Source organism: Kribbella sp. NPDC002412, assembly GCF_053592935.1.
Genome location: NZ_JBSFBL010000065.1, coordinates 1 through 21,834 on the forward strand (window position 1 = coordinate 1; position 21,834 = coordinate 21,834).

At 69.1% G+C, this 21,834-nt stretch carries 24 protein-coding genes; 14 read left to right on the plus strand and 10 right to left on the minus strand.

Annotation, left to right across the window (positions count from 1 at the left end):
- From ACWCOV_RS35585 to ACWCOV_RS35600, 4 genes are all read left to right on the plus strand, one after another.
- Window positions 1–662: SDR family NAD(P)-dependent oxidoreductase (locus ACWCOV_RS35585; protein WP_449833762.1), on the plus strand; the 662-nt coding region annotated here is incomplete at its 5' end.
- Window positions 659–1,795, plus strand: coding sequence for a saccharopine dehydrogenase family protein (locus ACWCOV_RS35590; protein ID WP_449833763.1), 1,137 nt, complete (start codon window positions 659–661; stop codon window positions 1,793–1,795). The genes ACWCOV_RS35585 and ACWCOV_RS35590, both read left to right, overlap by 4 nt.
- A 135-nt stretch (window positions 1,796–1,930) precedes the next feature.
- Window positions 1,931–2,323, plus strand: coding sequence for a YccF domain-containing protein (locus ACWCOV_RS35595; RefSeq protein ID WP_449833764.1), 393 nt, complete (start codon window positions 1,931–1,933; stop codon window positions 2,321–2,323).
- On the plus strand, window positions 2,320–3,051 hold the full coding sequence (locus ACWCOV_RS35600) for an MBL fold metallo-hydrolase (RefSeq protein ID WP_449833765.1): 732 nt from the start codon (window positions 2,320–2,322) through the stop codon (window positions 3,049–3,051). Before ACWCOV_RS35595 ends, ACWCOV_RS35600 begins: the two co-directional genes overlap by 4 nt.
- On the opposite strand, the gene ACWCOV_RS35605 is transcribed toward ACWCOV_RS35600, so the two are convergent.
- Both ACWCOV_RS35605 and ACWCOV_RS35610 read right to left on the minus strand, forming a co-directional pair.
- Window positions 3,002–4,267, minus strand: a complete 1,266-nt coding sequence (locus tag ACWCOV_RS35605; RefSeq protein ID WP_449833766.1) for an MFS transporter — start codon at window positions 4,265–4,267, stop codon at window positions 3,002–3,004. The two genes, ACWCOV_RS35600 and ACWCOV_RS35605, sit on opposite strands and share 50 nt — an antisense overlap.
- Before the next feature lie 37 nt (window positions 4,268–4,304).
- Window positions 4,305–4,814 carry a hemerythrin domain-containing protein gene (locus tag ACWCOV_RS35610; protein WP_449833767.1) on the minus strand — a complete coding sequence of 170 codons (510 nt, stop codon included), beginning with the start codon at window positions 4,812–4,814 and terminating at the stop codon, window positions 4,305–4,307.
- A 59-nt stretch (window positions 4,815–4,873) separates the two neighbouring features.
- Between ACWCOV_RS35610 and ddaH the strand changes: the two genes are divergently transcribed.
- Window positions 4,874–5,635 (plus strand): dimethylargininase, encoded by a 762-nt coding sequence (gene ddaH, locus ACWCOV_RS35615; protein ID WP_449833768.1) that lies wholly within the window; start codon window positions 4,874–4,876, stop codon window positions 5,633–5,635.
- Here the strand turns inward: ddaH and ACWCOV_RS35620 are convergent.
- A complete protein-coding gene (locus ACWCOV_RS35620; protein WP_449833769.1) occupies window positions 5,604–6,551 on the minus strand; it encodes a hypothetical protein in 948 nt (315 codons plus the stop codon). The two genes, ddaH and ACWCOV_RS35620, sit on opposite strands and share 32 nt — an antisense overlap.
- The gene (locus ACWCOV_RS35625; RefSeq protein WP_449833770.1) at window positions 6,544–7,899 is read right to left on the minus strand and encodes a DNA polymerase IV; all 1,356 of its coding nucleotides are present in this window, start codon (window positions 7,897–7,899) and stop codon (window positions 6,544–6,546) included. The genes ACWCOV_RS35620 and ACWCOV_RS35625 overlap by 8 nt, the downstream gene beginning before the upstream one ends.
- A 95-nt stretch (window positions 7,900–7,994) precedes the next feature.
- Between ACWCOV_RS35625 and ACWCOV_RS35630 the strand changes: the two genes are divergently transcribed.
- The 6 genes from ACWCOV_RS35630 (at window position 7,995) to ACWCOV_RS35655 (ending at window position 13,458) form a co-directional block, all read left to right on the plus strand.
- Complete coding sequence (locus tag ACWCOV_RS35630; protein ID WP_449833771.1) at window positions 7,995–9,473, plus strand: glutamate--cysteine ligase; 1,479 nt, start codon at window positions 7,995–7,997, stop codon at window positions 9,471–9,473.
- Window positions 9,474–9,863: 390 nt separating this feature from the next.
- Entirely contained in the window at window positions 9,864–10,277 is a 414-nt protein-coding gene (locus tag ACWCOV_RS35635) for a universal stress protein (protein WP_131357832.1), read from the plus strand.
- Between the two features lies 1 nt (window position 10,278).
- Window positions 10,279–10,899 (plus strand): HhH-GPD-type base excision DNA repair protein, encoded by a 621-nt coding sequence (locus tag ACWCOV_RS35640; protein ID WP_132321761.1) that lies wholly within the window; start codon window positions 10,279–10,281, stop codon window positions 10,897–10,899.
- 245 nt (window positions 10,900–11,144) lie between these two features.
- Window positions 11,145–12,476: an RNA polymerase sigma factor gene (locus tag ACWCOV_RS35645; RefSeq protein WP_449833772.1), complete on the plus strand. Its 1,332-nt coding sequence runs from the start codon at window positions 11,145–11,147 to the stop codon at window positions 12,474–12,476.
- Between the two features lie 3 nt (window positions 12,477–12,479).
- Window positions 12,480–12,734: a DUF6412 domain-containing protein gene (locus ACWCOV_RS35650; protein ID WP_449833773.1), complete on the plus strand. Its 255-nt coding sequence runs from the start codon at window positions 12,480–12,482 to the stop codon at window positions 12,732–12,734.
- 46 nt (window positions 12,735–12,780) lie between these two features.
- Window positions 12,781–13,458 (plus strand): YidC/Oxa1 family membrane protein insertase, encoded by a 678-nt coding sequence (locus ACWCOV_RS35655; RefSeq protein WP_449833774.1) that lies wholly within the window; start codon window positions 12,781–12,783, stop codon window positions 13,456–13,458.
- Window positions 13,459–13,470: 12 nt separating this feature from the next.
- Here ACWCOV_RS35655 and ACWCOV_RS35660 read toward each other — a convergent pair whose 3' ends face one another.
- Window positions 13,471–14,199, minus strand: a complete 729-nt coding sequence (locus ACWCOV_RS35660; RefSeq protein WP_449833775.1) for a TetR/AcrR family transcriptional regulator C-terminal domain-containing protein — start codon at window positions 14,197–14,199, stop codon at window positions 13,471–13,473.
- A 136-nt stretch (window positions 14,200–14,335) separates the two neighbouring features.
- Between ACWCOV_RS35660 and ACWCOV_RS35665 the strand changes: the two genes are divergently transcribed.
- Together ACWCOV_RS35665 and ACWCOV_RS35670 are read left to right on the plus strand one after the other, a co-directional pair.
- Window positions 14,336–15,826 carry an MFS transporter gene (locus ACWCOV_RS35665; RefSeq protein ID WP_449833776.1) on the plus strand — a complete coding sequence of 497 codons (1,491 nt, stop codon included), beginning with the start codon at window positions 14,336–14,338 and terminating at the stop codon, window positions 15,824–15,826.
- Between the two features lie 29 nt (window positions 15,827–15,855).
- Complete coding sequence (locus tag ACWCOV_RS35670) at window positions 15,856–16,029, plus strand: hypothetical protein (RefSeq protein WP_449833777.1); 174 nt, start codon at window positions 15,856–15,858, stop codon at window positions 16,027–16,029.
- A 20-nt stretch (window positions 16,030–16,049) separates the two neighbouring features.
- Here ACWCOV_RS35670 and ACWCOV_RS35675 read toward each other — a convergent pair whose 3' ends face one another.
- From ACWCOV_RS35675 to ACWCOV_RS35695, 5 genes are read right to left on the minus strand one after another with little or no spacing between them, the layout of a single operon-like run.
- The gene (locus ACWCOV_RS35675; protein ID WP_449833778.1) at window positions 16,050–16,988 is read right to left on the minus strand and encodes an alcohol dehydrogenase catalytic domain-containing protein; all 939 of its coding nucleotides are present in this window, start codon (window positions 16,986–16,988) and stop codon (window positions 16,050–16,052) included.
- A complete protein-coding gene (locus tag ACWCOV_RS35680; RefSeq protein WP_449833779.1) occupies window positions 16,985–17,797 on the minus strand; it encodes a carbohydrate ABC transporter permease in 813 nt (270 codons plus the stop codon). Before ACWCOV_RS35680 ends, ACWCOV_RS35675 begins: the two co-directional genes overlap by 4 nt.
- Window positions 17,794–18,738 carry a carbohydrate ABC transporter permease gene (locus ACWCOV_RS35685; protein WP_449833780.1) on the minus strand — a complete coding sequence of 315 codons (945 nt, stop codon included), beginning with the start codon at window positions 18,736–18,738 and terminating at the stop codon, window positions 17,794–17,796. The genes ACWCOV_RS35680 and ACWCOV_RS35685 overlap by 4 nt, the downstream gene beginning before the upstream one ends.
- Window positions 18,735–20,093, minus strand: a complete 1,359-nt coding sequence (locus ACWCOV_RS35690; protein WP_449833781.1) for an ABC transporter substrate-binding protein — start codon at window positions 20,091–20,093, stop codon at window positions 18,735–18,737. The genes ACWCOV_RS35685 and ACWCOV_RS35690 overlap by 4 nt, the downstream gene beginning before the upstream one ends.
- Window positions 20,081–21,088: an alpha/beta hydrolase gene (locus ACWCOV_RS35695; RefSeq protein WP_449833782.1), complete on the minus strand. Its 1,008-nt coding sequence runs from the start codon at window positions 21,086–21,088 to the stop codon at window positions 20,081–20,083. The genes ACWCOV_RS35690 and ACWCOV_RS35695 overlap by 13 nt, the downstream gene beginning before the upstream one ends.
- Before the next feature lie 120 nt (window positions 21,089–21,208).
- Between ACWCOV_RS35695 and ACWCOV_RS35700 the strand changes: the two genes are divergently transcribed.
- Entirely contained in the window at window positions 21,209–21,829 is a 621-nt protein-coding gene (locus ACWCOV_RS35700; RefSeq protein ID WP_449833783.1) for a TetR/AcrR family transcriptional regulator, read from the plus strand.
- The last annotated feature ends 5 nt before the right edge of the window (window positions 21,830–21,834 follow it).

Here is a 21,834-nt window from a genome sequence, read left to right on the forward strand (position 1 = left end):
GCCGGCAGCCGCAGTGTCAGGTCACCGCCACGGGCGAAGGCAGGCGACGCCCCGGCCGGAGCATGGACCCGCAGGTGTGGGAGCGCGTGCTCGACGTCGACCTGTACGGCGTCTGGCGCACGGTCCACCTGACGCTGCCGCATCTGCTGGAGAGCAAGGGGTACCTGCTGCTCGTGTCCTCTCTCGCGGCAATCGTGCACATCCCCGGACTCGCGTCGTACACCGTGGCCAAGGCCGGCGTGGAGGCGATGGGCGACACGCTGCGGGTCGAGCTCAAGCATCTCGGCGTCCGGGTCGGGGTCGCGCACATGACGTTCGTGGACACCGACATGGTGCGTGGGGTCGACGAGCACCCGGTGTTCGGCAAGGTCCGGACCGGGGTGCCGCTGGCGGGCAAGGTGTATCCGCTGGAGTTCGCGGTGGAGAAGTTCACCCAAGGCATCCAGAAGCGCTCGCGGACGGTGCACGTGCCCGGGTGGATCGGCGCGCTGAAGGTGTTCCGCTGGCTGATCCCGCACGTGATCGAGGCCGGCTCCCGGTTCAGCGTGCCGAAGGCCGACCGGGCCGCGCTGGCCGACATCCAGGCGCGCGGTGCCGCGGAGTCGACCCGGGCGTCCGGCGCCGGGGGCCGCGCCGACGCCGAGAAGGCCGCCGGGCGATGAGCCGCCAGTACGACGTGGTGCTGCTCGGAGCCAGCGGGTTCACCGGGGCGCTGACCGCGGAGTACCTCGCCGAGCACGCACCTCCGAGCCTGACCTGGGCAGTTGCCGGCCGCAACAAAGCGAAGCTGGAGCGGTTCGGCAAGGACGTCCTGCACGCCGACGTCACCGACCCGGAGTCGCTGCGCGCCCTAGCCGAGTCGACCCGGATCGTGGTCACCACCGTCGGCCCCTACATCCAGTACGGCGAGGCGCTGGTCGCCGCCTGCGCCGACGCGGGGACCGACTACCTCGACCTGACCGGCGAGCCCGAGTTCGTCGACCGGATGTACGTCGGCTACCACGAGCGCGCCGTCCAGACCGGCGCCCGGATCGTCCATGCCTGCGGCTTCGACTCGATCCCGTACGACCTCGGTGTTCAGTTCACCGTCGAGCAGTTGCCCGAGCGCGTGCCGATCCAGGTCAACGGCCTGATCCGTGCCGGCGGGCGGCCGTCCGGCGGCACCTTCCAGACCGCGATCACCGCGTTCTCCCGGCCGAAGCAGCACCTCGAGGCGCATCGTGCCCGGCGGCGCGCCGAGCCGCGTCCGGAGGGCCGGTCGGCGAAGGCCGTTCCGGGCAGGATCCACCGCGAGCAGGGCTTCTGGGCCGTGCCGCTGCCGACCATCGACCCGCAGATCGTCGGCTACTCCGCCCGCCTGCTGGACCGCTACGGCCCCGACTTCCGGTACTCGCACTTCGCCGCGGTCAAACGCTTGCCGATGGTTGCCGGAGGCATCGGTGGCGTCGCGCTCCTGGTCGCCGCCGCGCAGGTCCCGCCGGCTCGCAACGCGCTCCTGAACCGTCTGAAGGCCGGCGACGGCCCGAGTCCCGAACGCCGCGCGAAGTCGTGGTTCAACGCCCGCTTCATCGGCCGCGGCGGCGGGAAGCAGGTGATCACCGAGGTCGCCGGCGGCGATCCCGGGTACGGCGAGACGGCCAGGATGCTCGGCGAGAGCGCCCTCTGCCTGGCCCTCGACGAGCTGCCCGAGACAGCGGGCCAGACCACCACGGCCGCCGCCATGGGCCCAGCCCTCCGCGAACGCCTCGTCAAGGCAGGCATGACCTTCGCCACCCTCAGCCGCGACGACTACTAGCCCCGACGGCGTCCGCGTTCCGGCGGCTGGAAGTGTCCAGGTGGTCAGGGGAGACCACTGGTTGCCCCGGAACGATCCCGGACTTGTGGCGCGGCTGGTACTGCGGCACACCCGTCGGGTGGCAGGCTGGAGGGCATGAGGACGCTTCTCAACCTGATCTGGCTGGTGCTGGCCGGGTTCTGGCTGGCGATCGGGTACGCGGTCGCCGGCATCATCTGCTGCGTGCTGATCGTGACGATCCCGTTCGGCATCGCGGCGTTCCGGATCGCCGGGTTCACGCTCTGGCCGTTCGGCCGGACCGTGGTCGACAAGCCGTCCGCCGGAGCCGGCGCGGTCGTCGGGAACATCATCTGGGTGATCTTCGCCGGCTGGTGGCTGGCGCTCGGCCACCTGGCCACCGGGATCGCGCTGTGCGTCACGATCATCGGCATCCCGCTCGGCCTGGCGAACTTCAAGCTGATCCCGATCTCGCTGCTGCCGCTGGGCAAGGACATCGTCCCGAGCGACCAGCCGTTCGCGGCCCGGTGAGGTCACTCACCGTCCTGGGCTCGTGCGGCGCCTGGCCCGAAGCAGGCCGGGCGTGCGCCGGCTTCCTGCTCGAGTACGACGGCTTCACAGTCGTTCTCGACCTCGGGTACGCCGCCCTGCCACAGTTGCTCCGCCACCGCCCGACCGGCGGCGTCGACGCGATCATCGTCACCCATCAACACCCCGACCACTGCGTCGACGTGAGCGCCCTCGCCCGAGTCCGGTACTACGAAGCACGCAACGCGGCTCCGATCCCACTCCACTGCCCGCCGGGGGTTCTCGACGTACTGCGCGCCCTCGAGCCCAACCCGGATCCGGCCACGGTCTTCGACGTCCACGACCTCGCGACCACCACCCAGGTCGGCCCGTTCACCGTGGAGACCGTGCCGCTGCCGCACTACGTCACCAACCTGGGCGTCCGGCTGACTGCACCGGGCGTGTCCGTCGCCTACACCGGCGACAGCGGACCCTCGCCGGACCTGTCAAAGCTTGCTCAGGGCACCGACCTGTTCATCTCCGACGCGACCCTGCAGGGTCCGTCGCCACAGACCACACCCCGCTACGTGATGACCGCCACGGAGGCCGCTCGCGGTGCCGAAGGCGCTGAGCGGCTGCTGCTGACTCACTTCTGGCCGGGTTCCGACCGGTCGGCGTCGGTCGCCGAAGCGCGACGGGAGTTCAGCGGCGAGGTGATCGCGGCCGAGGAGGGCCTGACGGTTCCGTTGTGAGGCGGGCGTGCCGGAACGCCGAGCGATGCAGGAGAACAGCTTGCACGACCATTCCGCCGACCCCGATCCAGAGCGCCGTACGGGTGCCGAACCGGTCGGCCAGGAGGCCGCCGGCGGGCGCGCCGATGACGAGGGCGGCGCGGTTGAAGGAACGCGTCGTGGCGTTCATCCGGCCGAGCAGGCCGGACGGCGTGATCGACTGGCGGTAACCCATCTCGATCGGGCTGTCGATGCCGAGTGAGACGCCCAGGACGAACTGGCCGGCGCAGAGCAGGACGAGGCCGAGCGAGTCGTCACCGGCGAGTGGCGCGGTCAGGTAGGCGACCGGGCTGAGCCAGCGGCAGGCGATGATCGCCGGTCCGACCCCGAACCGCCGGCCGACCCAACCGGACGCGGTCGCGCCGATCACCGAGCCGACGCCGGCGCACGCGTAGGTCACGCCGAGCCAGAACGCGCTCAACCCCAGCGTGTTGAGCACGAACAGCACGAAGACCGTGGTGAGCAGGCCCTGGAACACGAACCACACGTGCGAGGTCATCGTGATCGGCCCGAGGGTGCTGTTGCGGTAGACCCAGTTGAGCCCTTCGCGGATCTCCCGGCCCAGGTGCCGCGGGCGACCGGTGCTTTCGGCAACTTCCGGCGTGCGTGGGCGGACGGTGGCGAGCACGATGCCGGAGAGCAGGTACGACACCGCGTCGACCAGGATCGCGGCCGGCGCGCCGATCAGCTTGATCAGGGCGCCGGCGAACACCGGTCCGCCGGTCTGCGCCACGGCGCTTGTCTGTTCGAGGCGCGCCCACGCCGAGGTGAGCAGCTCGGTGGGCACGAGCGACGGCGGGAACGACTGGTGCGCGGCGTCGTACGCGAGGGACAGCGTGCCGAAGACGAGGACGACGGCGATCAGCAGCGGAAGGCTGAGAACGTCCAGCATCGCTGCGAGCGGGATGATGCCCAGGACGAGCGCCCGCGCGAGGTCGGTCCCTACGAGCAGAGGCTTGCGACGGTAGCGATCGACGATCACCCCGGCGATCAGGCCGAACAGGAGGTACGGCAGCCAGCGTGCCGCGTTGAGGATCCCGACCTCGGTGCCGGACGCCTGCAGGGTGACGACGGCAACGACTTGCAGCGCGAGTCCGCTGACGGACGAACCGACCATCGAGATGGCATCGGCAAGCCAGAACCGGACGTATCCACGATGCTCCAGCAGGCCCGCCACGCCGCAACCCTATGCGGCGGCCGACCGGGCGCTGAGGTCAGGCCGCCTCGACGATCTTGCGCACGTTGGCGATGTCACCGCAGCCGGAGTCGATCAGCCGTGCCCGCTCCTCGGCGAACGCGTCACCGAGCTGGCGGCGGACCTCTTCGGACACGTCGGTCCGGGCCGGGTTGAGGACGTCGCGCTCTTCTTCGTCGAGGTGGTGGGAGAGCGCCTCGGACAGCTCGTGCAGCTTCTCGCTGAACTCGTCGCTGCCGGTGTCCTCGACCTCCATCAGCTCGAGCAGGGCCTCGTTGCCTTCGTCGTGCTCGCGCTCGGAGTGCTCGACCTCCTCGGCGTCGATCGCGTCCTTCCGCCGCAGGCTGGGGTACACCTTCGACTCCTCGGCCTCGGCGTGCGCGATCAGCACCGTGGCCAGGTCGGCCAGTACGGCGGGTCGGTCGCTCTGCACGTCACGCAGCTCACGCAGCGCCTCTTCGAACCACCTGTGGTCCGCGAGGATGATCTCCACCACGTCGCCACCCGTCGCCGGCAGGATCTTCGGCATTCGTCGTCCTCCGTTGTCTCGAACGTCTGCCGCGCCGGTGCCCCGGTTAACCTGCGGGTATGCCGACAGCCCTGGTCCGACCCCCCAGCCCACGCCTCCCCGACGGTCTCATCACGCACATCGAACGCACCCCGGTCGACGCGGACCTCGCCGTACGCCAGTGGCAGCAGTACGTCGACGCGCTCCGAGCGACCGGGTGGACGCCGGTCGAGGTGCCGGCGATCGACGAGTGCCCGGACGGTGTCTTCGTCGAGGACACGATGGTCGTGTACGGCGACCTCGCCGTGATCGCCCGGTCAGGCGCGGACGAGCGCCGGCCGGAAGCCGCAGCCGCCGAACAGACCGTGGCCGCGCAGGGCTACCGGATCACGCACATCAGCGAGCCGGGCACTCTCGACGGCGGCGACGTCCTCAAGATCGGCTCCACCATCTACGTCGGACTCGGCGGGCGGACGAACGAGGAAGGCATCCGCCAACTGGCCGACGCCTTCGCGCCGCTCGGTGCGACGGTGCGAGCCGTGCCGGTGCGCAAGGTGCTGCACCTCAAGTCAGCGGTGACCGCGCTCCCTGACGGCACGGTCATCGGGTACGAGCCGCTGGTCGACGATCCGCAGGCGTTCGACACCTTCAAGCCCGTCCCCGAGGAGTCCGGGTCGCACGTCGTACTGCTGGGGGAGGACCGGTTGCTGATGGCGGCTTCGGCGCCCAAGTCGGCCGAGCTGTTCGAGTCGCTCGGTTACACGCCTGTCGTCGTCGACATCAGCGAGTTCGAGAAGCTCGAAGGCTGTGTCACCTGCTTGTCGGTGCGTCTACGCGGTTGAGCAACGGGCGGGCAGCCTCGGCCGCCTGCACGTCCCGCTTCCTGCCCCAGGCCTTGGCTACCTCGCACGCCTCCACCAGCGCCGTGCGATAGACCGCAGTGTCCGGGTGCGAGGGACCGAAGGCGCGGTCGGCATCGCCGACGGTCTTGGCCAACGCCTCGATCGCTGACGCGATCTCACCACCGGCCAGCAACGCCCGGCCCAGTGCAGCGCGATCACGCAACAGTTGTGGATCATGCGGGTCGAGGTCCTGCTCGTCGACGGCGACGATGTTCGCGAGCAGCTTCGCCTCCGACCGTGGGCCGCCGACCATCAACCGCGCACCGGTGACCGCTTCGGTCGCGGTCCGAGTCAGCTCGTGGTTCGGCCCGAACACCTCCACCAGTTGAGGTGTGACCAACTCGAACCACGCGATCGCCTGGCCGTAGTTCGCGGTCGCGAGCAGCCCCTGGGCGACCCGCAGCCGGACCCGTAGCGTTGCTGGATCGTCAGCGGGCAACGCCCTCTCCCGCTCCACCAGCGCCGACTGGTAGAACGGCAACGCCTGACCGGGCTCGCTGTCCGCCCAGTACGCCTCGGCCTGCCGGTACGACGGGTCGCCGTCGAGCTCCGGGTGCTCCGTGCTCGGTGAGCGCCGTACGGCGGTGTGCACCGGCTGGTCGACGACCTTGCGGCCGATGAAGTCACGGCCACCGGTCGGGATGATCCGGAACCGGCCCTTCTTCGCCACCGGGATCCACAGGACCGTGGAGTAGAGCGTGCGGACCGACGAGCCGCAGTTCTCACAGACGTCGCGGTGGCCGACGAAGCGCGTCCCGACTCCGGTCAGGCCGGCGCCGTCGGGCACGCGCCAGGCGGTCGACGACGCGGTACAAGGTGCGCAGAACGGGTAGACCCCCCGCCGTTCCTCATTCATTCGGCCTATTGTGGTCATCTTCGGGTTCGTCGTCCTCTTCCGTTCCGCCGGTCACCACTTTCGTGAGTGCGGAATCGTCGACGGCGAAGGTCCGCACCGGCCCCGGCGGCGTGTCCGCGGTCTCGAACCGTACCGTCACCCGTCCGCGGCCGGAGCCCCAGACCCACCCGCGGCCGTAGTCCGGGTGGAACACGTCCTGGCCGGGGTAGTAGCCGCTGAGGTCGCGTGCCCGCTCGGGAAGCTCGACCACCTCGGGCTGCTTGCCGTCGTCCTCGCTGTCGGTGAAGAGGTCGTCCTGGATCCAGTCGGCGAGTGACGAGACGCCTACACCGAGCAATCGGATACCGCCGGAGATGTCGCTCTCGTCGAGCAGCCGGCGCGCGACCCGGGCCACCACCCGCGCGTCGTCGGTCGGCCCGGCCAGCGTGGACGACCGGGTGTGAGTCGTGAAGTCGTGCATGCGCGTCTTCACCGTCACGGTCCGGCCGGAGAGCTGCGCCTTCTGCAGCCGCTCGGCGACCCGGTGGGCCATCCGGTCCGCGATCGCGGTCAGCAGTGAGCGGTCGACGATGTCGGTCTCGAAGGTGTCCTCGACACTGACCGACTTGGTCTCGCGGTCACTGACCACCGGGCGGTCGTCGGCGGCGATCGCCAGCCGGTGCAGGCTCGAGCCGTGCGCCGACCCGACCTGCCGGATCAGCTCGTCCTCGTCCAGCTGCTGCAGGTCCGCGACGGTCCGCACGCCGGCCATGGACAACCGTTGCGCGGTCGCCGGACCGACTCCGGGGATCACCGTCACCTGCATCGGCGACAGGAACTCCGCCTCTGTCCCCGGTGGTACGACGACCACGCCGTCGGGCTTGTCGAGGTCGCTGGCGATCTTCGCGATCAGCTTCGACGTCCCGGCGCCGACCGATGCGGTCAGGCCGCCACTGGCCTTGCGGATCGCGTCCTTCAGGTCCTGCGCGATCGCGTGCACGTCGTCCACCGTGAGCCCGGTCAGCCCGGCGGCGGACAGGTCGACGAACGCCTCGTCCAGCGACAGCGGCTCGACCAGCGGCGACAGCGCCCGCATCTCGGCCATCACCGCCTGGCTGGTCCGCCGGTACACCTCGAAGCGGGGCCCGAGGTACGCCGCGTGCGGACACCGGGATCGCGCCTCCGCGGTCGACATCGCGGACCGGACGCCGTACTTGCGCGCCTCGTACGACGCGGTCGAGACGACGCCGCGGACACCGATGCCGCCGACCACCACCGGCTTGCCTCGCAGGGACGGCTTGTCGCGCTGCTCGACCGCCGCGAAGAACGCGTCCAGGTCGACATGCAGCACCGAGGGTTCACCACGCACGGCACCAGTCTCGCCGGTTGCGCCGACAAAACCGGGTACCGGTCAGGCAGACTGATGCTACGTCGTACCCCGCACACTCCGACTGGGAGGCGCAGATGGGTGAGGAAGTCGACCGGGTCGAGTTCACCCGGGCGGACCGGACCGCGTTCCGCGGCCAGGTCCATCGCAATCTGGACGCGTTCGCACGGATGTTGCGCGAGGCCCGGTTCGCCCCGGAACGGCCGATGACGGGCATCGAGATCGAGCTGAACCTGGTCGACGAGAACTTCGACCCGGCGTTCAAGAACTCCGAGGTGCTGAGCGCGATCGAGGACGACGCGTTCCAGACCGAGCTCGGCCAGTTCAACATCGAGATCAACGTGCCGCCCGGGCAGATCGACGGCATCGGTCTGGACACGATGGAGGCGAACATCCGCGACAGCCTGAACGCGGCCGAGGAGAAGGCGGCGCGGACCGGCTCGTCGATGGTGATCGTGGGCATCCTGCCGACCCTGCTCACCGAGCACATCCACCGCGAGGCACTCAGCACCAACCCGCGCTACGCGTTGCTGAACGACCAGATCTTCGCTGCCCGCGGTGAGGACGTGCAGATCTCGATCGACGGCGTCGAGCGGCTGGCGGTCACCGCCGACACGATCGTGCCGGAGGCGGCCTGCACCTCGACGCAGTTCCACCTCCAGGTCACGCCGGAAGCCTTCCCGCGGTACTGGAACGCGGCCCAGGCGATCTCCGGCGTCCAGCTCGCGGTCGGCGCGAACTCGCCGTTCCTGTTCGGCAAGGAGCTGATGCGCGAGACCCGGATCGCGTTGTTCGAGCAGGCCGCCGACACCCGCACGCACGAGCTGAAGACCCAGGGCGTGCGGCCGCGGGTGTGGTTCGGTGAACGCTGGATCACCTCGATCTTCGACCTGTTCGAGGAGAACTCGCGCTACTTCCCGGCGTTGCTGCCGGTGACGTCGGACGAGGACCCGATCGCGGTGCTCGACCGCGGCGACACCCCAGCTCTTTCGGAGTTGCGGCTGCACAACGGGACGATCTACCGCTGGAACCGCCCGGTGTACGACGTTGTCCGGGAGAAGCCGCACCTGCGGGTGGAGAACCGGGTGCTGCCGGCCGGACCGACGGTCGTCGACACGATGGCCAACGGCGCCTTCTACTTCGGCCTGGTCCGCGCGCTGGCCGACGACGAGCGGCCGATCTGGTCGCAGATGTCGTTCAGCGCGGCCGAGGAGAACTTCCACGAGGCGGCCCGGCACGGCATCGACGCCGAGGTGTTCTGGCCGGGTGTCGGCACGGCGCGCGCGACCGAGCTCGTGCTCCGACGCCTGCTGCCGTTGGCCTCTCGCGGCCTGGACGCGTGGGGTGTGGACGCCGCCGTACGCGATCGGCTGCTCGGCATCATCGAGCAGCGCTGCCTGACCAACCGCAACGGCGCCGCCTGGCAGGCCGACGAGTTTCATCGACTGTATACAAGAGGACCGCACGGTCGCCGGGACGCGCTGCGCGGCATGCTCCGCCGGTACTCCGACCACATGCACGAGAACGCTCCCGTGCACACGTGGCCGGTCGACTGACCGGGGTGGTGGGGCGGGGGAGAAGTCTGCACTGAACCGGTTAGTTCACGGCGACAACGAAGGACAGCGATGGTCACGCTGCGTCGGGTGCCCAAGGCAACTGGGTGGGGAGTTCGATAACGACCCGGACTACAGGGGTGGCGCGTTGGGTGACAGCCCTGCAAAGGTGTGGCCACCGGAAGGTTAGAGAGTTCCGTCGCGGGTAGTACTCGGGCACCGGCGTGGCTGCCACAACGGTGGCCGGGGCGGTGGTGGAGTACTACCCGCACGACGATCAGCCGTCCGTCACCGTCGCGACACAACAGGTGCAAATGCAGCGGATGCCGACCACGGTCGGGAGCAGTATCGTTCGGAACGGGTCGACACGACACCCGGAGGTGAGGCAGGGCGATGACGACCATCGTCGTGGGTTACGTGCCGAAGGCCGAGGGCCGTGCAGCCCTTCGGCGAGCGGCGGAAGAGGCAACGCTTCGTGACGCCAAGCTCGTGGTGGTGAACTCACACCGGGGCGGTCGTAGCTTCGACAGCGACGAGGCCGCGGCGAGTGACGCCGCATTGACGGAGGTGCGGGAGCAGCTCGACTCGACCGGCGTGCCCTACGAGGTGCGGCAACTGGTGCGTGGACTCGATCCGGCGGAGGACCTGGTGGCCGTCGCCGAGCAGGTGCACGCCGAGTTCATCGTGATCGGCCTGCGCCGCCGGTCCCCGGTCGGCAAGCTCATCCTCGGCAGCAACGCCCAACGGGTGCTGCTCGACGCTCCGTGTCCGGTGCTGGCCGTGAAGGCCGACGAAGGGGAGGACTGAGGTGACTTCGACACGCAGCAAGAAGCTGTGCCTCGCACAGCAGCCCGACGCCGACGAGATGCTGAGCAGAGATCCGTTCGCACTCCTGGTGGGCATGCTGCTCGACCAGCAGATTCCGATGGAGCGCGCGTTCGCGGGCCCGGTCGCGATCGCGAAGCGGATGGCCGGACCGTTCGACCCGTCCACGGTCGCGCACTACGACCCGGACGCGTTCGTCGAAGTGGTGGCCGGCCCGCCTGCCGTGCACCGGTTCCCGACCGCGATGGCGGCCCGGATCCAGACCCTGGCCAAGCACCTCGACGAGGAGTACGGCGGTAACGCCTCGGCCCTGTGGTCCGATGTGAAGTCCGGGGACGACCTGCTGGCCAGGCTGTCGGCCCTGCCGGGGTTCGGCGCGCAGAAGGCGAAGATCTTCGTCGCGCTGCTCGGCAAGCAGTTGAAGGTCCGGCCGCGGGGCTGGCGCGAGGCATCCGAGCCGTACGGCGAGGACGGCGCGTACAAGTCCGTCGCGGACGTGATCGACGTGGCGTCGCTGGTCAAGGTGAGGCAGTTCAAGCAGGAGCAGCAGCTGGTTCAGCAGCGGGTGGTGGCGCGTCCGCTGCGGCGGACCCGCAACGGCTAGGCGGCTGAGCAGGCGACATTTGAACGTTGAAGTGTTCAGGCCCCGACCGAGCGGGAACGCCCGACCGGTCGGGGCCTGAGCATGTCGTTCGGGGGGTCGCGGCGCGCTTGGCCTTGGCTCGCGGATTACAATGTAGTGTTGCCGCCGCCTGACCAGCGAGCAGCCGCACACAGCCGTACCCCCAAGCACTTGCACCACCGCCGTACCGCCGTACTACAAACCCTGCGTCAGACGAGAGGTAATTCGTGTCGTCCAGCTCGTCCGAGAATCTTCCCGCCGAGTCAGCCCGGGCAGTGGCCGCCACCGCCCGCAGCACGGCTCCGAGGACCAGCGCCCGAGTGACCGACCCTGCTGCCAAGAAGGCGGCAGTGAAGAAGGCCGCGGCCAAGCCCGCCGGCACCAAGGAGGACGGTATCCCCGCGAAGAAGGCCGCCGCCGCCAAGAAGTCGCCGGCGAAGAAAGCCGTCCCCGGCAAAGTCACTGAGGCTGGGTTGTCGATCGATCCCAAGACCGGCAAGCCGCGCTCGCTCGACGACGTGGACGAGGCCGACTTCAAGCCCGATGCTGTGCAGGGGCTGGAGAAGGAGCTGACCGAGGACGAGGGCTTCGTCGTCTCCGAGGCCGACGAGACCGACGAGCCCGAGCAGCAGGTGATGGTCGCCGGGGCCACCGCGGACCCGGTCAAGGACTACCTGAAGCAGATCGGCAAGGTCCCGCTGCTGAACGCGGAGCAGGAGGTCGAGCTCGCCAAGCGGATCGAGGCCGGCCTGTTCGCCGAGGAGCAGCTGAGTGACGAGGCCGCCAAGCTGAAGGACAAGGTCCGCGACGAGTACGACTGGATCTCCGAGGACGGCCGGCGGGCCAAGAACCACCTGCTCGAGGCCAACCTGCGCCTGGTGGTGTCGTTGGCCAAGCGCTACACCGGCCGCGGCATGCTCTTCCTGGACCTGATCCAGGAGGGCAACCTGGGCCTGATCCGCGCGGTCGAGAAGTTCGACTACACCAAGGGCTACAAGTTCTCGACGTACGCCACCTGGTGGATCCGGCAGGCGATCACCCGCGCGATGGCCGACCAGGCCCGGACCATCCGGATCCCGGTGCACATGGTCGAGGTCATCAACAAGCTGGCCCGCGTCCAGCGGCAGATGCTGCAGGACCTCGGTCGCGAACCCACTCCGGAAGAGCTCGCCAAGGAGCTCGACATGACCCCGGAGAAGGTCATCGAGGTGCAGAAGTACGGCCGTGAGCCGATCTCGCTGCACACCCCGCTCGGTGAGGACGGCGACTCCGAGTTCGGCGACCTGATCGAGGACTCCGAGGCGATCGTGCCGGCCGAGGCGGTCTCGTTCACGCTCCTGCAGGAGCAGCTGCACGCCGTCCTGGACACGCTGTCCGAGCGCGAGGCCGGCGTGGTCTCGATGCGCTTCGGCCTGACCGACGGCCAGCCGAAGACGCTGGACGAGATCGGCAAGGTGTACGGCGTGACCCGTGAGCGGATCCGCCAGATCGAGTCCAAGACGATGTCGAAGCTGCGCCACCCGTCCCGTTCGCAGGTGCTGCGGGACTACCTGGACTGATCGATGACTCAGGTGATCGCCGGCGTGCTTGCGCTGGCGATCCCTGTCTTCGACACGGCTTCCCTGGCCGCCGCCGTGCTCACGGCGGCGGCCTTGCTGTTCACCCTGCTGCTGGTCGCCCACGCGTCCGCGCCGGCGACCTCGCCGCTGCGGGCGATCGCGGTGTCGGTCCGGCACCGCGCGGAGGAGACCGCGTTCCTGCGGCTCCGCGACCCGGACGCGGCCGGACGTCCACGCCCACGAGCACCAGGACGGTAGCGAGCACTTCCGCTACCTGTTCCTACTCATCTCGTGGAGTCTTGCTGTGCCTTCCTTCCTGGAGGCGCCGGTCGCCGGCGCCTATCACCTGATCTCGTCCCTCGTCACCGCCATCGAACCGCTGGCCGGCGCCTACGCCGCCGTGGTCGCGATCGTCTTGTGCACCCTCGCCGTACGCCTGCTTCTCCTGCCGCTCAGCGTGCGGGCGCACCGGGGAATGCGTGCACGGGCTGCGCTCATGCCGCAACTGAAAGCGATCACTGATCGCCACAAGGACAACCCGGAGCGTCTGCAGCGGGAGGTCGCCAAGCTGCAGGCCGAGTCCGGGACGACGTTGTTCGCGGGCTTCCTGCCGATGCTGGCGCAGCTGCCGTTCTTCTGGTTGATGTACACGCTGTTCTCGCGCGCGATGGTCGCGGGGGAGTCGAACCACCTGATCAGCGGCTCGCTGCTCGGTGCACCCCTCGGCCTGCACTGGCCGGTTGCCACCGGCACGCCGGCGTTCCTGGCGCTCGCCGTGCTGCTCGCGGTCGTCGCGTTCTTCTCGGCGCGCCTGCAATTGCGTCAGCTTGACGAGACGGCGACGCCGCTGACCCGGCGGCTTGCGCAGATCCTGCCGTTCGGGACGTTGGCCACGGCGGCCTTCGTCCCACTGGCGGCCGGGTTGTACCTGCTGACGACGACCACGTGGACAGTTGTGGAGCGGACCGTCCTGCAGCGCTGACGGTTTGTTGCCTCAGGCCCCAAGTCTGGCTTCGAGGCCGTCGAGGATGCGGTCGAGGCCGTAGCTGAACGCCTCCTCGCCGCCTTCGACCAGGTCGACGTCGCCGTACGCCGAGTACAGCGCGCGCATCCGGCTGTACGGCGCGGCGGCCCGGACCGCGGCCGGCCAGATCTCGTCGCGCCAGGCCTGCATGTCCTTGCCGCTGCGCTTCAGCTTGTCGAGTGTCGCCGCCTCGATCGAGGCGATGCCGATGACGTAGCCGAGCACGGTCTGCGACGCGCGGTCGGCTTCGACCAGCTCGAAGCCGGCCGCGAGGTAGGTGCCGAGCATCTCGTCCGAGATCCGCATCAGGTTCGGGCCGAGGTAGTTCATGCCGACGTCGGCGAGGGTGGCTGCCATCCACGGGTGCCGCACGATCACTTCGCGGACACTGCGCGCCGAGGCCTCCGCGGCGTCGCGCCACTGAGCCTGGTCGGTGACCTCGGGGACCACGATCTCGCCGTACACCTCGTCGACGACGAGCTCGAGGAGCTCGTCCTTGTTCGCGACGTGCCAGTAGACGGCGGTGGCCACCGCGCCGAGGGCTGCGCCGAGCTTGCGCATGGTGAGGGCTTCCAGGCCGTCCTTGTCGAGCAGCTTGATCGCCTCGGCGACGATCTGCTCCTGGCTCAGCGCGGGGTTCTCGCGCCGGCGGCCGCGCTTGGGCCGGGTCCAGACGGACGTGTACTCCTCGGTCGGCATCCGCCACCTCCTCGTCGGCGTCCACCCTAGCGCATTTCCTGAACGCCGTGCAGGACTTGACCGGTGTTCAATCTGCATTGCACACTGTTCAGGCAAGCTGCACACCGTTCAATTACGAGTTCCGAGGAGGTGCGCGATGACCGAGCGTCATCCGCGTCGGTGGCTGATTCTGATCGTGCTCTGCCTGAGCACACTGGTCCTGGTGCTGGACAACGGTGTGCTGAACGTGGCCATCCCGGTGCTCACGGAGGATCTGGGCGCCACCGCTCAGGAGATCCAGTGGATCGTGGCCAGCTACATCCTGGTCTTCGCCGGCCTGCTGCTCACCGCGGGCAGCCTGTCCGACCGGTATGGCCGCAAGAAGGTGATGATTGTCGGCCTGGCCGTGTTCGGGGTCGCCTCACTGGTCGCGACGTACGCCGGTAGCCCGGAGATGCTGATCGCCGGCCGGGTGCTGATGGGCATCGGCGGGGCGATCGTGATGCCGAGCACGCTCTCGGTGGTGATCACCGTCTTCGACGACGAGGAACGCCGCAAGGCGATGGCGATCTGGAGCTCTGTGCTGATGGTCGGCCTGATCGGCGGCCCGATCCTCGGCGGCGCGTTGATCGCCAGGTTCTGGTGGGGTTCGGTGTTCCTGATCAACGTGCCGGTCGTCGTGCTCGCCATCGTCGCCGCGGTCGTGCTGATGCCGGAGTCGAAGGGCCCGTCGCGCAAGCCGGACCCGCTCGGCGCGCTGCTGTCGATGGTCGGCCTGGTCTCGCTGGTGTGGGTGATCATCGAGCTGCCCGAGCACGGGATCCACTGGCCGATGCTGGTGGTCGCCGTCGCCGGTCTGACCACCTTCGTGATCTGGGAGCTGCGGACGGCGGTGCCGATGGTCCCGCTGGAGCTGTTCCGGGACCGCAACTTCAGCGGCGGCAGCCTGTCGCTCGTGCTGGTGCAGATCGCGAACGGTGGTTTGATCCTGGCGCTGACGCAGTACCTGCAGTTCGTGCTGGGCTACTCGCCGACCAAGGCCGGCCTGGCGCTGGCGCCGATGGCGATCGCGGTGATCTTCGTCAACGGCGTCGGGGCCACGCTCGGCCAGAAGATCGGCAACCGTCCGATGACCGTGGTCGGCCTGATCGGGCTCGCCGGTGGGTTCTGGGTGATGTCGACGCTGTCCGCGGACGACGGCTTCGGCATGGTGACGATCGCGCTGGCGGTCTTCGGCATCGGCGCCGGGCTCGCTCAGCCGGCGGCGACCGCCGCGCTGATGGGCTCGGTGCCGCACGAGCACGCAGGTGTCGGCTCGGCGCTGAACGACACCGTCCAGCAGGCCGGAGCTGCACTCGGCATCGCAATCCTCGGGTCGGCGCTGGCGAGCAACTTCACCGGCCGGATGCCCGAGGGTACGCCGGAAGCCGCTCGCGGCTCGATCGGCGAGGCGCTGGCCGTGGCCGCGAGCACCGGTGACAACGCGCTCGCCGAGCTCGCCAGGACCACCTTCGCCGACGCGATGTCCGGCACCTTCGTCGCCAGCGCGTTCGCCGTCCTCGGCGCCTCGGTCATCGCTTTCGCCCTGATCCGCGACAAGAAGAAGCCCGCGGACACCACGACCGACACCCTCGTCGCCATGCACTGACGGTTGCTGTCGGCAAGAACTCTGGTGGGGTGAGGTGTGGTGATGGCGTCGGCCTCGGACTCGAGCCAGGTCTGCCGGGACGTGATCTTGTCGCCGACGCCCTCGTCCCACATCCGTTGCCAGCCACCGCCGAGGGTCTCGGCCCGGCCGCCGAGGTCCTCGAGCACGGCGAGTCCGCCAACCGCTTCTTCCCGGTGGTCTAGGTTGCGTGCGCAGTAGGGCATCAGTCCATCGTGACGAGCGCCTTGACGAATCCGTCGGGCTTGGCGAGCAGATCGGCGTACGCCTGGTCGAGGTCGCTCAGTGAGTAGCGGTGGGTGAACAGCGACCCGTAGTCGATGCGGCCGCCCGCGGCGATGTCGAGGCCGCGCCGGATGCTGTCGGTGAGCTGTCGCTGGTCCCTGACGTGCCCGTTCACGACGTCGAGCGCCTTCCAGTTCCAGGCCTGCATGTCGACCGTGCGGGAGCTCTGGTGGTAGCCGACGATGTCGAGGGTCCCGCGGGATCGCGTGAGTCCCGTGGCCAGGTCGAGTCCGCCTTGACTGCCCGTCACCTCGAAGACCACGTCGAACGCCTCGGACATCTGCTCCGTGTCATCGGGGCCGCACGTGGTGGACGCACCCTGCGCGAGCGCGGCCCGCCGGGCATCCTCCCGTACGTCGATCGCAACGAGCTCACCGATCGGACTGGTGGCGAGCAACTGGATCAGGCACAAGCCCATGAAGCCGGCCCCGATGACGGCCACGTGGTCGCCGGTGTCGAGTCGTGCACGCCGCAACGCCTCGACGACACATCCGAGCGGCTCGCCGATCCCAGCCTCATGACTCAGCCCCGGCGGTACGACGACGGCGTACTCCGCCGGTACGACGATCAGCTCGGTGAACGACTCGGTCCAGCGGCCGGTGACGACGTCGCCGACCGCGATGGCGTGCACACCGGCACCGACGTCGACAACCCGGCCGACCGGCTCGTGACCGAGCGTTCTCGGCGCGCCCTCGACCGGTCCGCGCGACCATGCCGGCAGTTCACTCGCACACAGGCCGTTCGCGATCACCTGGATCAGAAGTTCGCCTCGCCGGGGTGCGCGGACCTCGGTCTCCTCGAGCTTCGAGGTCGCCGGTGCGACCAGGATGCTGCGGCGGGCGGGCTGGGTGTCGTTCACTTCACGGCTCCTTGCATGAGCGCCTTGACGAAGTTGCGCTGGAAGATCAGGAAGATCACCAACGAGGGCAGGATGATCAGCAGGGATCCTGCGCACAGCAGGACGATGTCGGTGCCGTACTGTCCTTGGAAGGCGCCGAGTCCGCCGGCCACGGTGCGTTTCGTCGGATCGTCGACGAGGACGAGCGGCAGCAGGTACTGGTTCCAGCTGGCGAGGAAGAAGAGCACAGCCAGCGCGGACCATGCGGACGTGGCGAGTGGCAGGTGGATCCGGCGGAACGTCTGCCAGGTGCCGGCGCCGTCGACCTTCGCCGCCTCGGTGAGGGCCGGTTCGGCGCCGAGGAAGTGTGCGCGCATCCAGAAGACGCCGAAGGGCATGAGCAGCCCGATCAGCGGCAGCACGATCGCCAGCCGCGTCCCGAGCAGTCCCATGCTCCGGAGGTCGTAGTACAACGGGGTGATCAGCGCCTCGAACGGCAAGGTGAGACCGACGAGCAGGAGGCCGTAGATCGCCTTGCCGAAGGGCACGTTCAGCTGGGCGAGGGCGTAGCCCGCGGCGGTGGCCATGGCGACTGTGGCCGGGACGACACCCAGCACGATCAGCGTGCTCGAGCGGAACAGCGCGAGGAAGTTGGCCGCGCTCCACGCGTCGGCGAAGTTGCTCCAGTGCGGGTCGCTCGGCCAGCTGAGTCCTTGGGGCGTGCTGCCCGGTGCGGCCAGTGCTGTGGTGAACATGCTCAGCAGCGGTACGACCGCGAACAGCATCAAGGCGAGCAGGATCGCGGTCCGCGTGACCCGTTGGGCGATCATTTCTCCCTCCCGAGTCGCTGGATCGGCCAGATGACCACGAGCACGAGGACGGCCAGCAGCACCGCGAGCGCCGAGGCCTGGCCGACATGCTGCTGCAGGAACGTCAGCCGGTAGATCTGCACACCCGGCACCATCGTCTGGTAACCGGGCCCGCCCTGCGTCGCGATCTGGACGACGTCGAAACTGGCCAGCGCCGCGATCATCGTGAACGTCGTACACACGACGAGCTCCCGCCGCAGCCCCGGTAGCGTCACGGCGAAGAACTCGCTGATCCGGCCCGCGCCGTCCAGCCGGGCCGCCTCGTACAGCGCCGGGTCGATCTTGCCGATCCCCGCGAGCAGGAGCACCGTGCAGAAGCCGAGCATCACCCAGACCCCGATCACGCCGACCGCCGGCAGCGCGAAGGTGAAGTCGCCGAGCCACGCCCGGGTGTACTGGTCGAGGCCGACAGCGCGCATCACCTGGTTCACCAGGCCGTCCGAGGAGTACATCCAGGTCCAGGCGATGCCGGCTGCGACGAGAGGCAGCACCTGCGGGATGAACAGCATCACCCGGGCGGTCGTGCTGAACGCGCCCGGTCGGAGCTCGCGGATGAGCGAGGCCGCGATCAGCCCGAGTCCGACCGGCAAGACCGTGTAGAAGAAGACCAGGACGAACGCGTGCACCAGCGACTGAAGCAGCTCGGGCCGGGTGAAGATCGCCTTCCAGTTGTCCAGTCCGGCCGGCGTCGCCGGGCCGATGCCGTCCCAGTCGTAGAACGAGTACTGCACGGACTGTGCCATCGGGAACAGCACGAACACGGCGTACATCGCGAACGCCGGTGCGACCCAGAGCAGCGCGCTCCAGCGGCGCCTGGAGCGCCGGGCCGCGAGTGGCCTGGTGTCCGGCTCTCTCGGCGCCTTCGTCACCGGTGACGCCTGTTCCATCACCGACGGGCTCATTGGCCAAGGTCGCGTTCGTAGTCGGCCTGCACCTTGGCCGCGAACGCCTCGGGCGTCGTCTTGCCGGCCAGCAGCAACTGCGTCTGCGGGATGAGGCTGTTGACGTGGATCGAAGCCGTGGCATCGGCCATGAAGCCGACCAGCCCGTTGCTCTTCAGCAACTCCTGGAACGCGGCGACGGTGGCGGCTACCGCCGATCCTTCGGGTGCGGTCGGAGCGGCCGCATCCGGCGGTCCGGCGGGCACGAGGCCCCCGAGAGTCACCGTGTTCTGCCGCGCCTTCGCATCGGTCTGCACGAAGTCCAGGAAGGCGGCCGCGACGTCGGCGTTCGGCGACTTCGCCGGGATCCCCAGGTTGGCGGCAGCTGTCATCGCGTACGACGGGCCATCGGCCTCGCCGGGCGGGAAGAGGAAGAAGCCGAACTGACCGGCCCCGGCCTTGTCGAGTCCCGGCGCCTGCCAGTTGCCGCTCGGGAAGAACACCCCGTTGCCCTTGAGGAACTCGGCCGGTGCCCGGGTCTGATCGATGTCGTTGACATCGGCCGGCAGGTAGCCTGCCTGTCCCCAGCGCTGCAGGGCGGTCGCGCCCTTGACCGTCGCCTCGTTGTCGATGCTCGCGCCGGGCTTGGCGTAGTTCCAGTCCTGAACGGCTTGGGCATCGCCCGCTGCGGACATCACCAGGTTCTGCAGCGGGTAGACGCTGCCGCCGTCCTTGCCGTTGATCATGATCGGCTGCAGGCCGGCGTCCTTGGCCTTGGCGAGCAGGTGCTCGAACTCGGCGACGGTCGCCGGCGGCTGCGTCATACCGATACGCTCGGCCAGCGCCTTGTTGTAATAGACCCCGGTGAGCCCGAACCCGGCACCGGCGGCGTAGAGCGATCCCGTCCCGCGCTGCTTGCCGTCCGGAGCGACACGGGTGGAAGCGAACTGCGACTGCGGCCACTTGTCCCATCCGTACGCCGCGGCGTACGGGTCGAGGTTGGTCAGCAGTTGATCCCCGGTCAGGTTGCCCAGCTGTGAGACCCGGACCAGGTCCGGAACGTTGCTCCCGGCAAGGATGTGCGCGATGTTCGTGGTCAGGGTGGCGTAGTCCTGGTTCTCCACCTTGACGGTGACGTTGCCGTACCTGGCGTGGAACAGCTCACCGAGTGCGGTGTAGAACGCGACGTCGACGCCACTGTTGACGAGCAGCTTCAGGGTGACCGGCTCGCTGCCGACACCTGTGGTCACCGGCTTGGACGGACCCGGGCCGGCTTCGGTGTTCCCACCGGGGGCGCAGGCGGCGAAGAACAGGACGGAAGTCAGGGCGACCGTGGCCGCCTGGACGATTCTGCGGTACTGCGTCAGCGATCGCACGACAACTCCTTCGAGGACTCGATCGGATGGCTGGAGCGGAAGGCGCGGCGAACGGCGTCGCCGGCCGCGGCGACGGCGCGTCGCGCGTCGGTCAGCGCGGAGAACATCTCGAAGAACCCATGAATCTGGCCTGCGTACTCGTGCACCTCGACCGGCACGCCGGCCGATCGCAGCCGCCGGACATAGTCCTCGGCCTCGCCGCGGAGGAAGTCGTGTTCGGCGACGACAACGATCGCGGGAGCGACGCCGTCCACAGACTCGGCGTGGAGCGGGGACACGTACGACGCCTTGCGGTCCGCCGGGTCGGGTACGTAAGTCCGCCAGATGTACTGGAGCCGCCGGTAGCTGTTGGCGCCGAAGCCCGTCCGGCCGGCGAACTGCTCGTACCGCTGCCGGAAGGCGACCTTGTAGTCGGTGTCCTCGACGCTGTCGAGCGCCGGGTAGACGAGCAACTGGGTCGCAAGTTCGACACCTTCGTCACGCGCCTTGAGCGCTGTGGCAGCAGCGAGATTGCCACCCGAACTGTCGCCGCCGACGGCCACGCTGCCGAACGTGCGCCGAGCCCAACCGACGGCCGTCCACAGGTCGTCGAAGCCGGCCGGAAAGGGGTGTTCGGGCGCGAGCCGGTAGTCGACCGACAGAACGGCGCAGGCGGCTTGGTTCGCCAGCGCGCGGGCAACGCCGTCGGCGGTGTCGAGGTCGCCGTGAATCCAGCCGCCGCCGTGCGCCCAGACCAGCACGTCTGCTTCCGCCCCGGTGGGCCGATAGAGCCGGCCGGGTACGCCGTCCGCGTCGACCGACTCGACCGACGCCACCGGCGCGGGCTCGCCGGACACCGCCAGGACCTTCTCGCGGGCGTCCGCGCGCACGATCGCGATGTCGGCGCTCCACGGATCGGGCGACGGTCCGACGCTGTCCAGGAAGGCCTGGACCTGCTCGTGCGGCCGCGGCAGCGCGTCCGGATCGCCGACTTCCCACCGTGACACTGAGTTCATCGGGTCTGTCCCTCCCTATTTCAGACTGAGTACTCGGTCTGTTTTGCAAAAGCTACCGAGTACTCAGTCGGTTGTCTATGCTTGGCGGCGACCGTCCCAGCCATCGCGAGGAGATCGACCGTGCCCGCTGCTCAGAAGCCCAAGACCTCGGCCAAGGGCCTCGAGACCCGGGAGCGGATCGTCGATGTCGCCGTCCGCTTCATCGCGCGGAACGGGGCCCGCGGCACGAGCCTCGCGGACATCGCCGCCGAGGCAGGGGTGTCGCAGACCGGCCTGCTGTATCACTTCCGCAGCAAGGAGGCGCTGCTCAACGCGGTCCTGGACCGGCACCTGGCCTTCACCGAGGAGTGGCTGTGGGGCGACGGACCCGACCCGGGCGTCAAGATCGTGGACATCATCGCCCGGCACATGGCGAGCTGGCCGAGCCAGCACGACGACAAGGTGGCCAGCCTGCTCGGGATGAACACCGTCGTCCTCGGGGAGAACGTCAGCCCGGACACCGATCTCCACCCGCGCCTGGTGGAGGGCTATCAGACGACGATCGACCGGGTGACGGCGACTCTGCGCGCCGCCCAGGAGCGCGGTGAGATGCGGGCCGACATCGAGCCGCGGCTCAAGGCGATGGAGATCATCGCCTTCTGCTACGGGCTCGAGGCCGCCTGGCTGGTGGACCCGACGATCCCGGTCGCCGACGCCGCCGCCCGCTGGGCCGCGCAACAGACCATTCAGATGACTTCATGAGTACG

What these genes read in the sequence shown, in the direction of transcription:
- ACWCOV_RS35590 (WP_449833763.1), top strand. Translation starts at nt 659, where the DNA reads ATGAGCCGCCAGTACGACGTGGTGCTGCTCGGAGCCAGCGGGTTCACC.
- ACWCOV_RS35595 (WP_449833764.1), top strand. Translation starts at nt 1,931, where the DNA reads ATGAGGACGCTTCTCAACCTGATCTGGCTGGTGCTGGCCGGGTTCTGG.
- ACWCOV_RS35610 (WP_449833767.1), bottom strand. Translation starts at nt 4,814, where the DNA reads ATGCCGAAGATCCTGCCGGCGACGGGTGGCGACGTGGTGGAGATCATC.
- ddaH (WP_449833768.1), top strand. Translation starts at nt 4,874, where the DNA reads ATGCCGACAGCCCTGGTCCGACCCCCCAGCCCACGCCTCCCCGACGGT.
- ACWCOV_RS35620 (WP_449833769.1), bottom strand. Translation starts at nt 6,551, where the DNA reads ATGAATGAGGAACGGCGGGGGGTCTACCCGTTCTGCGCACCTTGTACC.
- ACWCOV_RS35630 (WP_449833771.1), top strand. Translation starts at nt 7,995, where the DNA reads ATGGGTGAGGAAGTCGACCGGGTCGAGTTCACCCGGGCGGACCGGACC.
- ACWCOV_RS35635 (WP_131357832.1), top strand. Translation starts at nt 9,864, where the DNA reads ATGACGACCATCGTCGTGGGTTACGTGCCGAAGGCCGAGGGCCGTGCA.
- ACWCOV_RS35650 (WP_449833773.1), top strand. Translation starts at nt 12,480, where the DNA reads ATGACTCAGGTGATCGCCGGCGTGCTTGCGCTGGCGATCCCTGTCTTC.
- ACWCOV_RS35660 (WP_449833775.1), bottom strand. Translation starts at nt 14,199, where the DNA reads ATGCCGACCGAGGAGTACACGTCCGTCTGGACCCGGCCCAAGCGCGGC.
- ACWCOV_RS35665 (WP_449833776.1), top strand. Translation starts at nt 14,336, where the DNA reads ATGACCGAGCGTCATCCGCGTCGGTGGCTGATTCTGATCGTGCTCTGC.
- ACWCOV_RS35680 (WP_449833779.1), bottom strand. Translation starts at nt 17,797, where the DNA reads ATGATCGCCCAACGGGTCACGCGGACCGCGATCCTGCTCGCCTTGATG.
- ACWCOV_RS35685 (WP_449833780.1), bottom strand. Translation starts at nt 18,738, where the DNA reads ATGAGCCCGTCGGTGATGGAACAGGCGTCACCGGTGACGAAGGCGCCG.
- ACWCOV_RS35695 (WP_449833782.1), bottom strand. Translation starts at nt 21,088, where the DNA reads ATGAACTCAGTGTCACGGTGGGAAGTCGGCGATCCGGACGCGCTGCCG.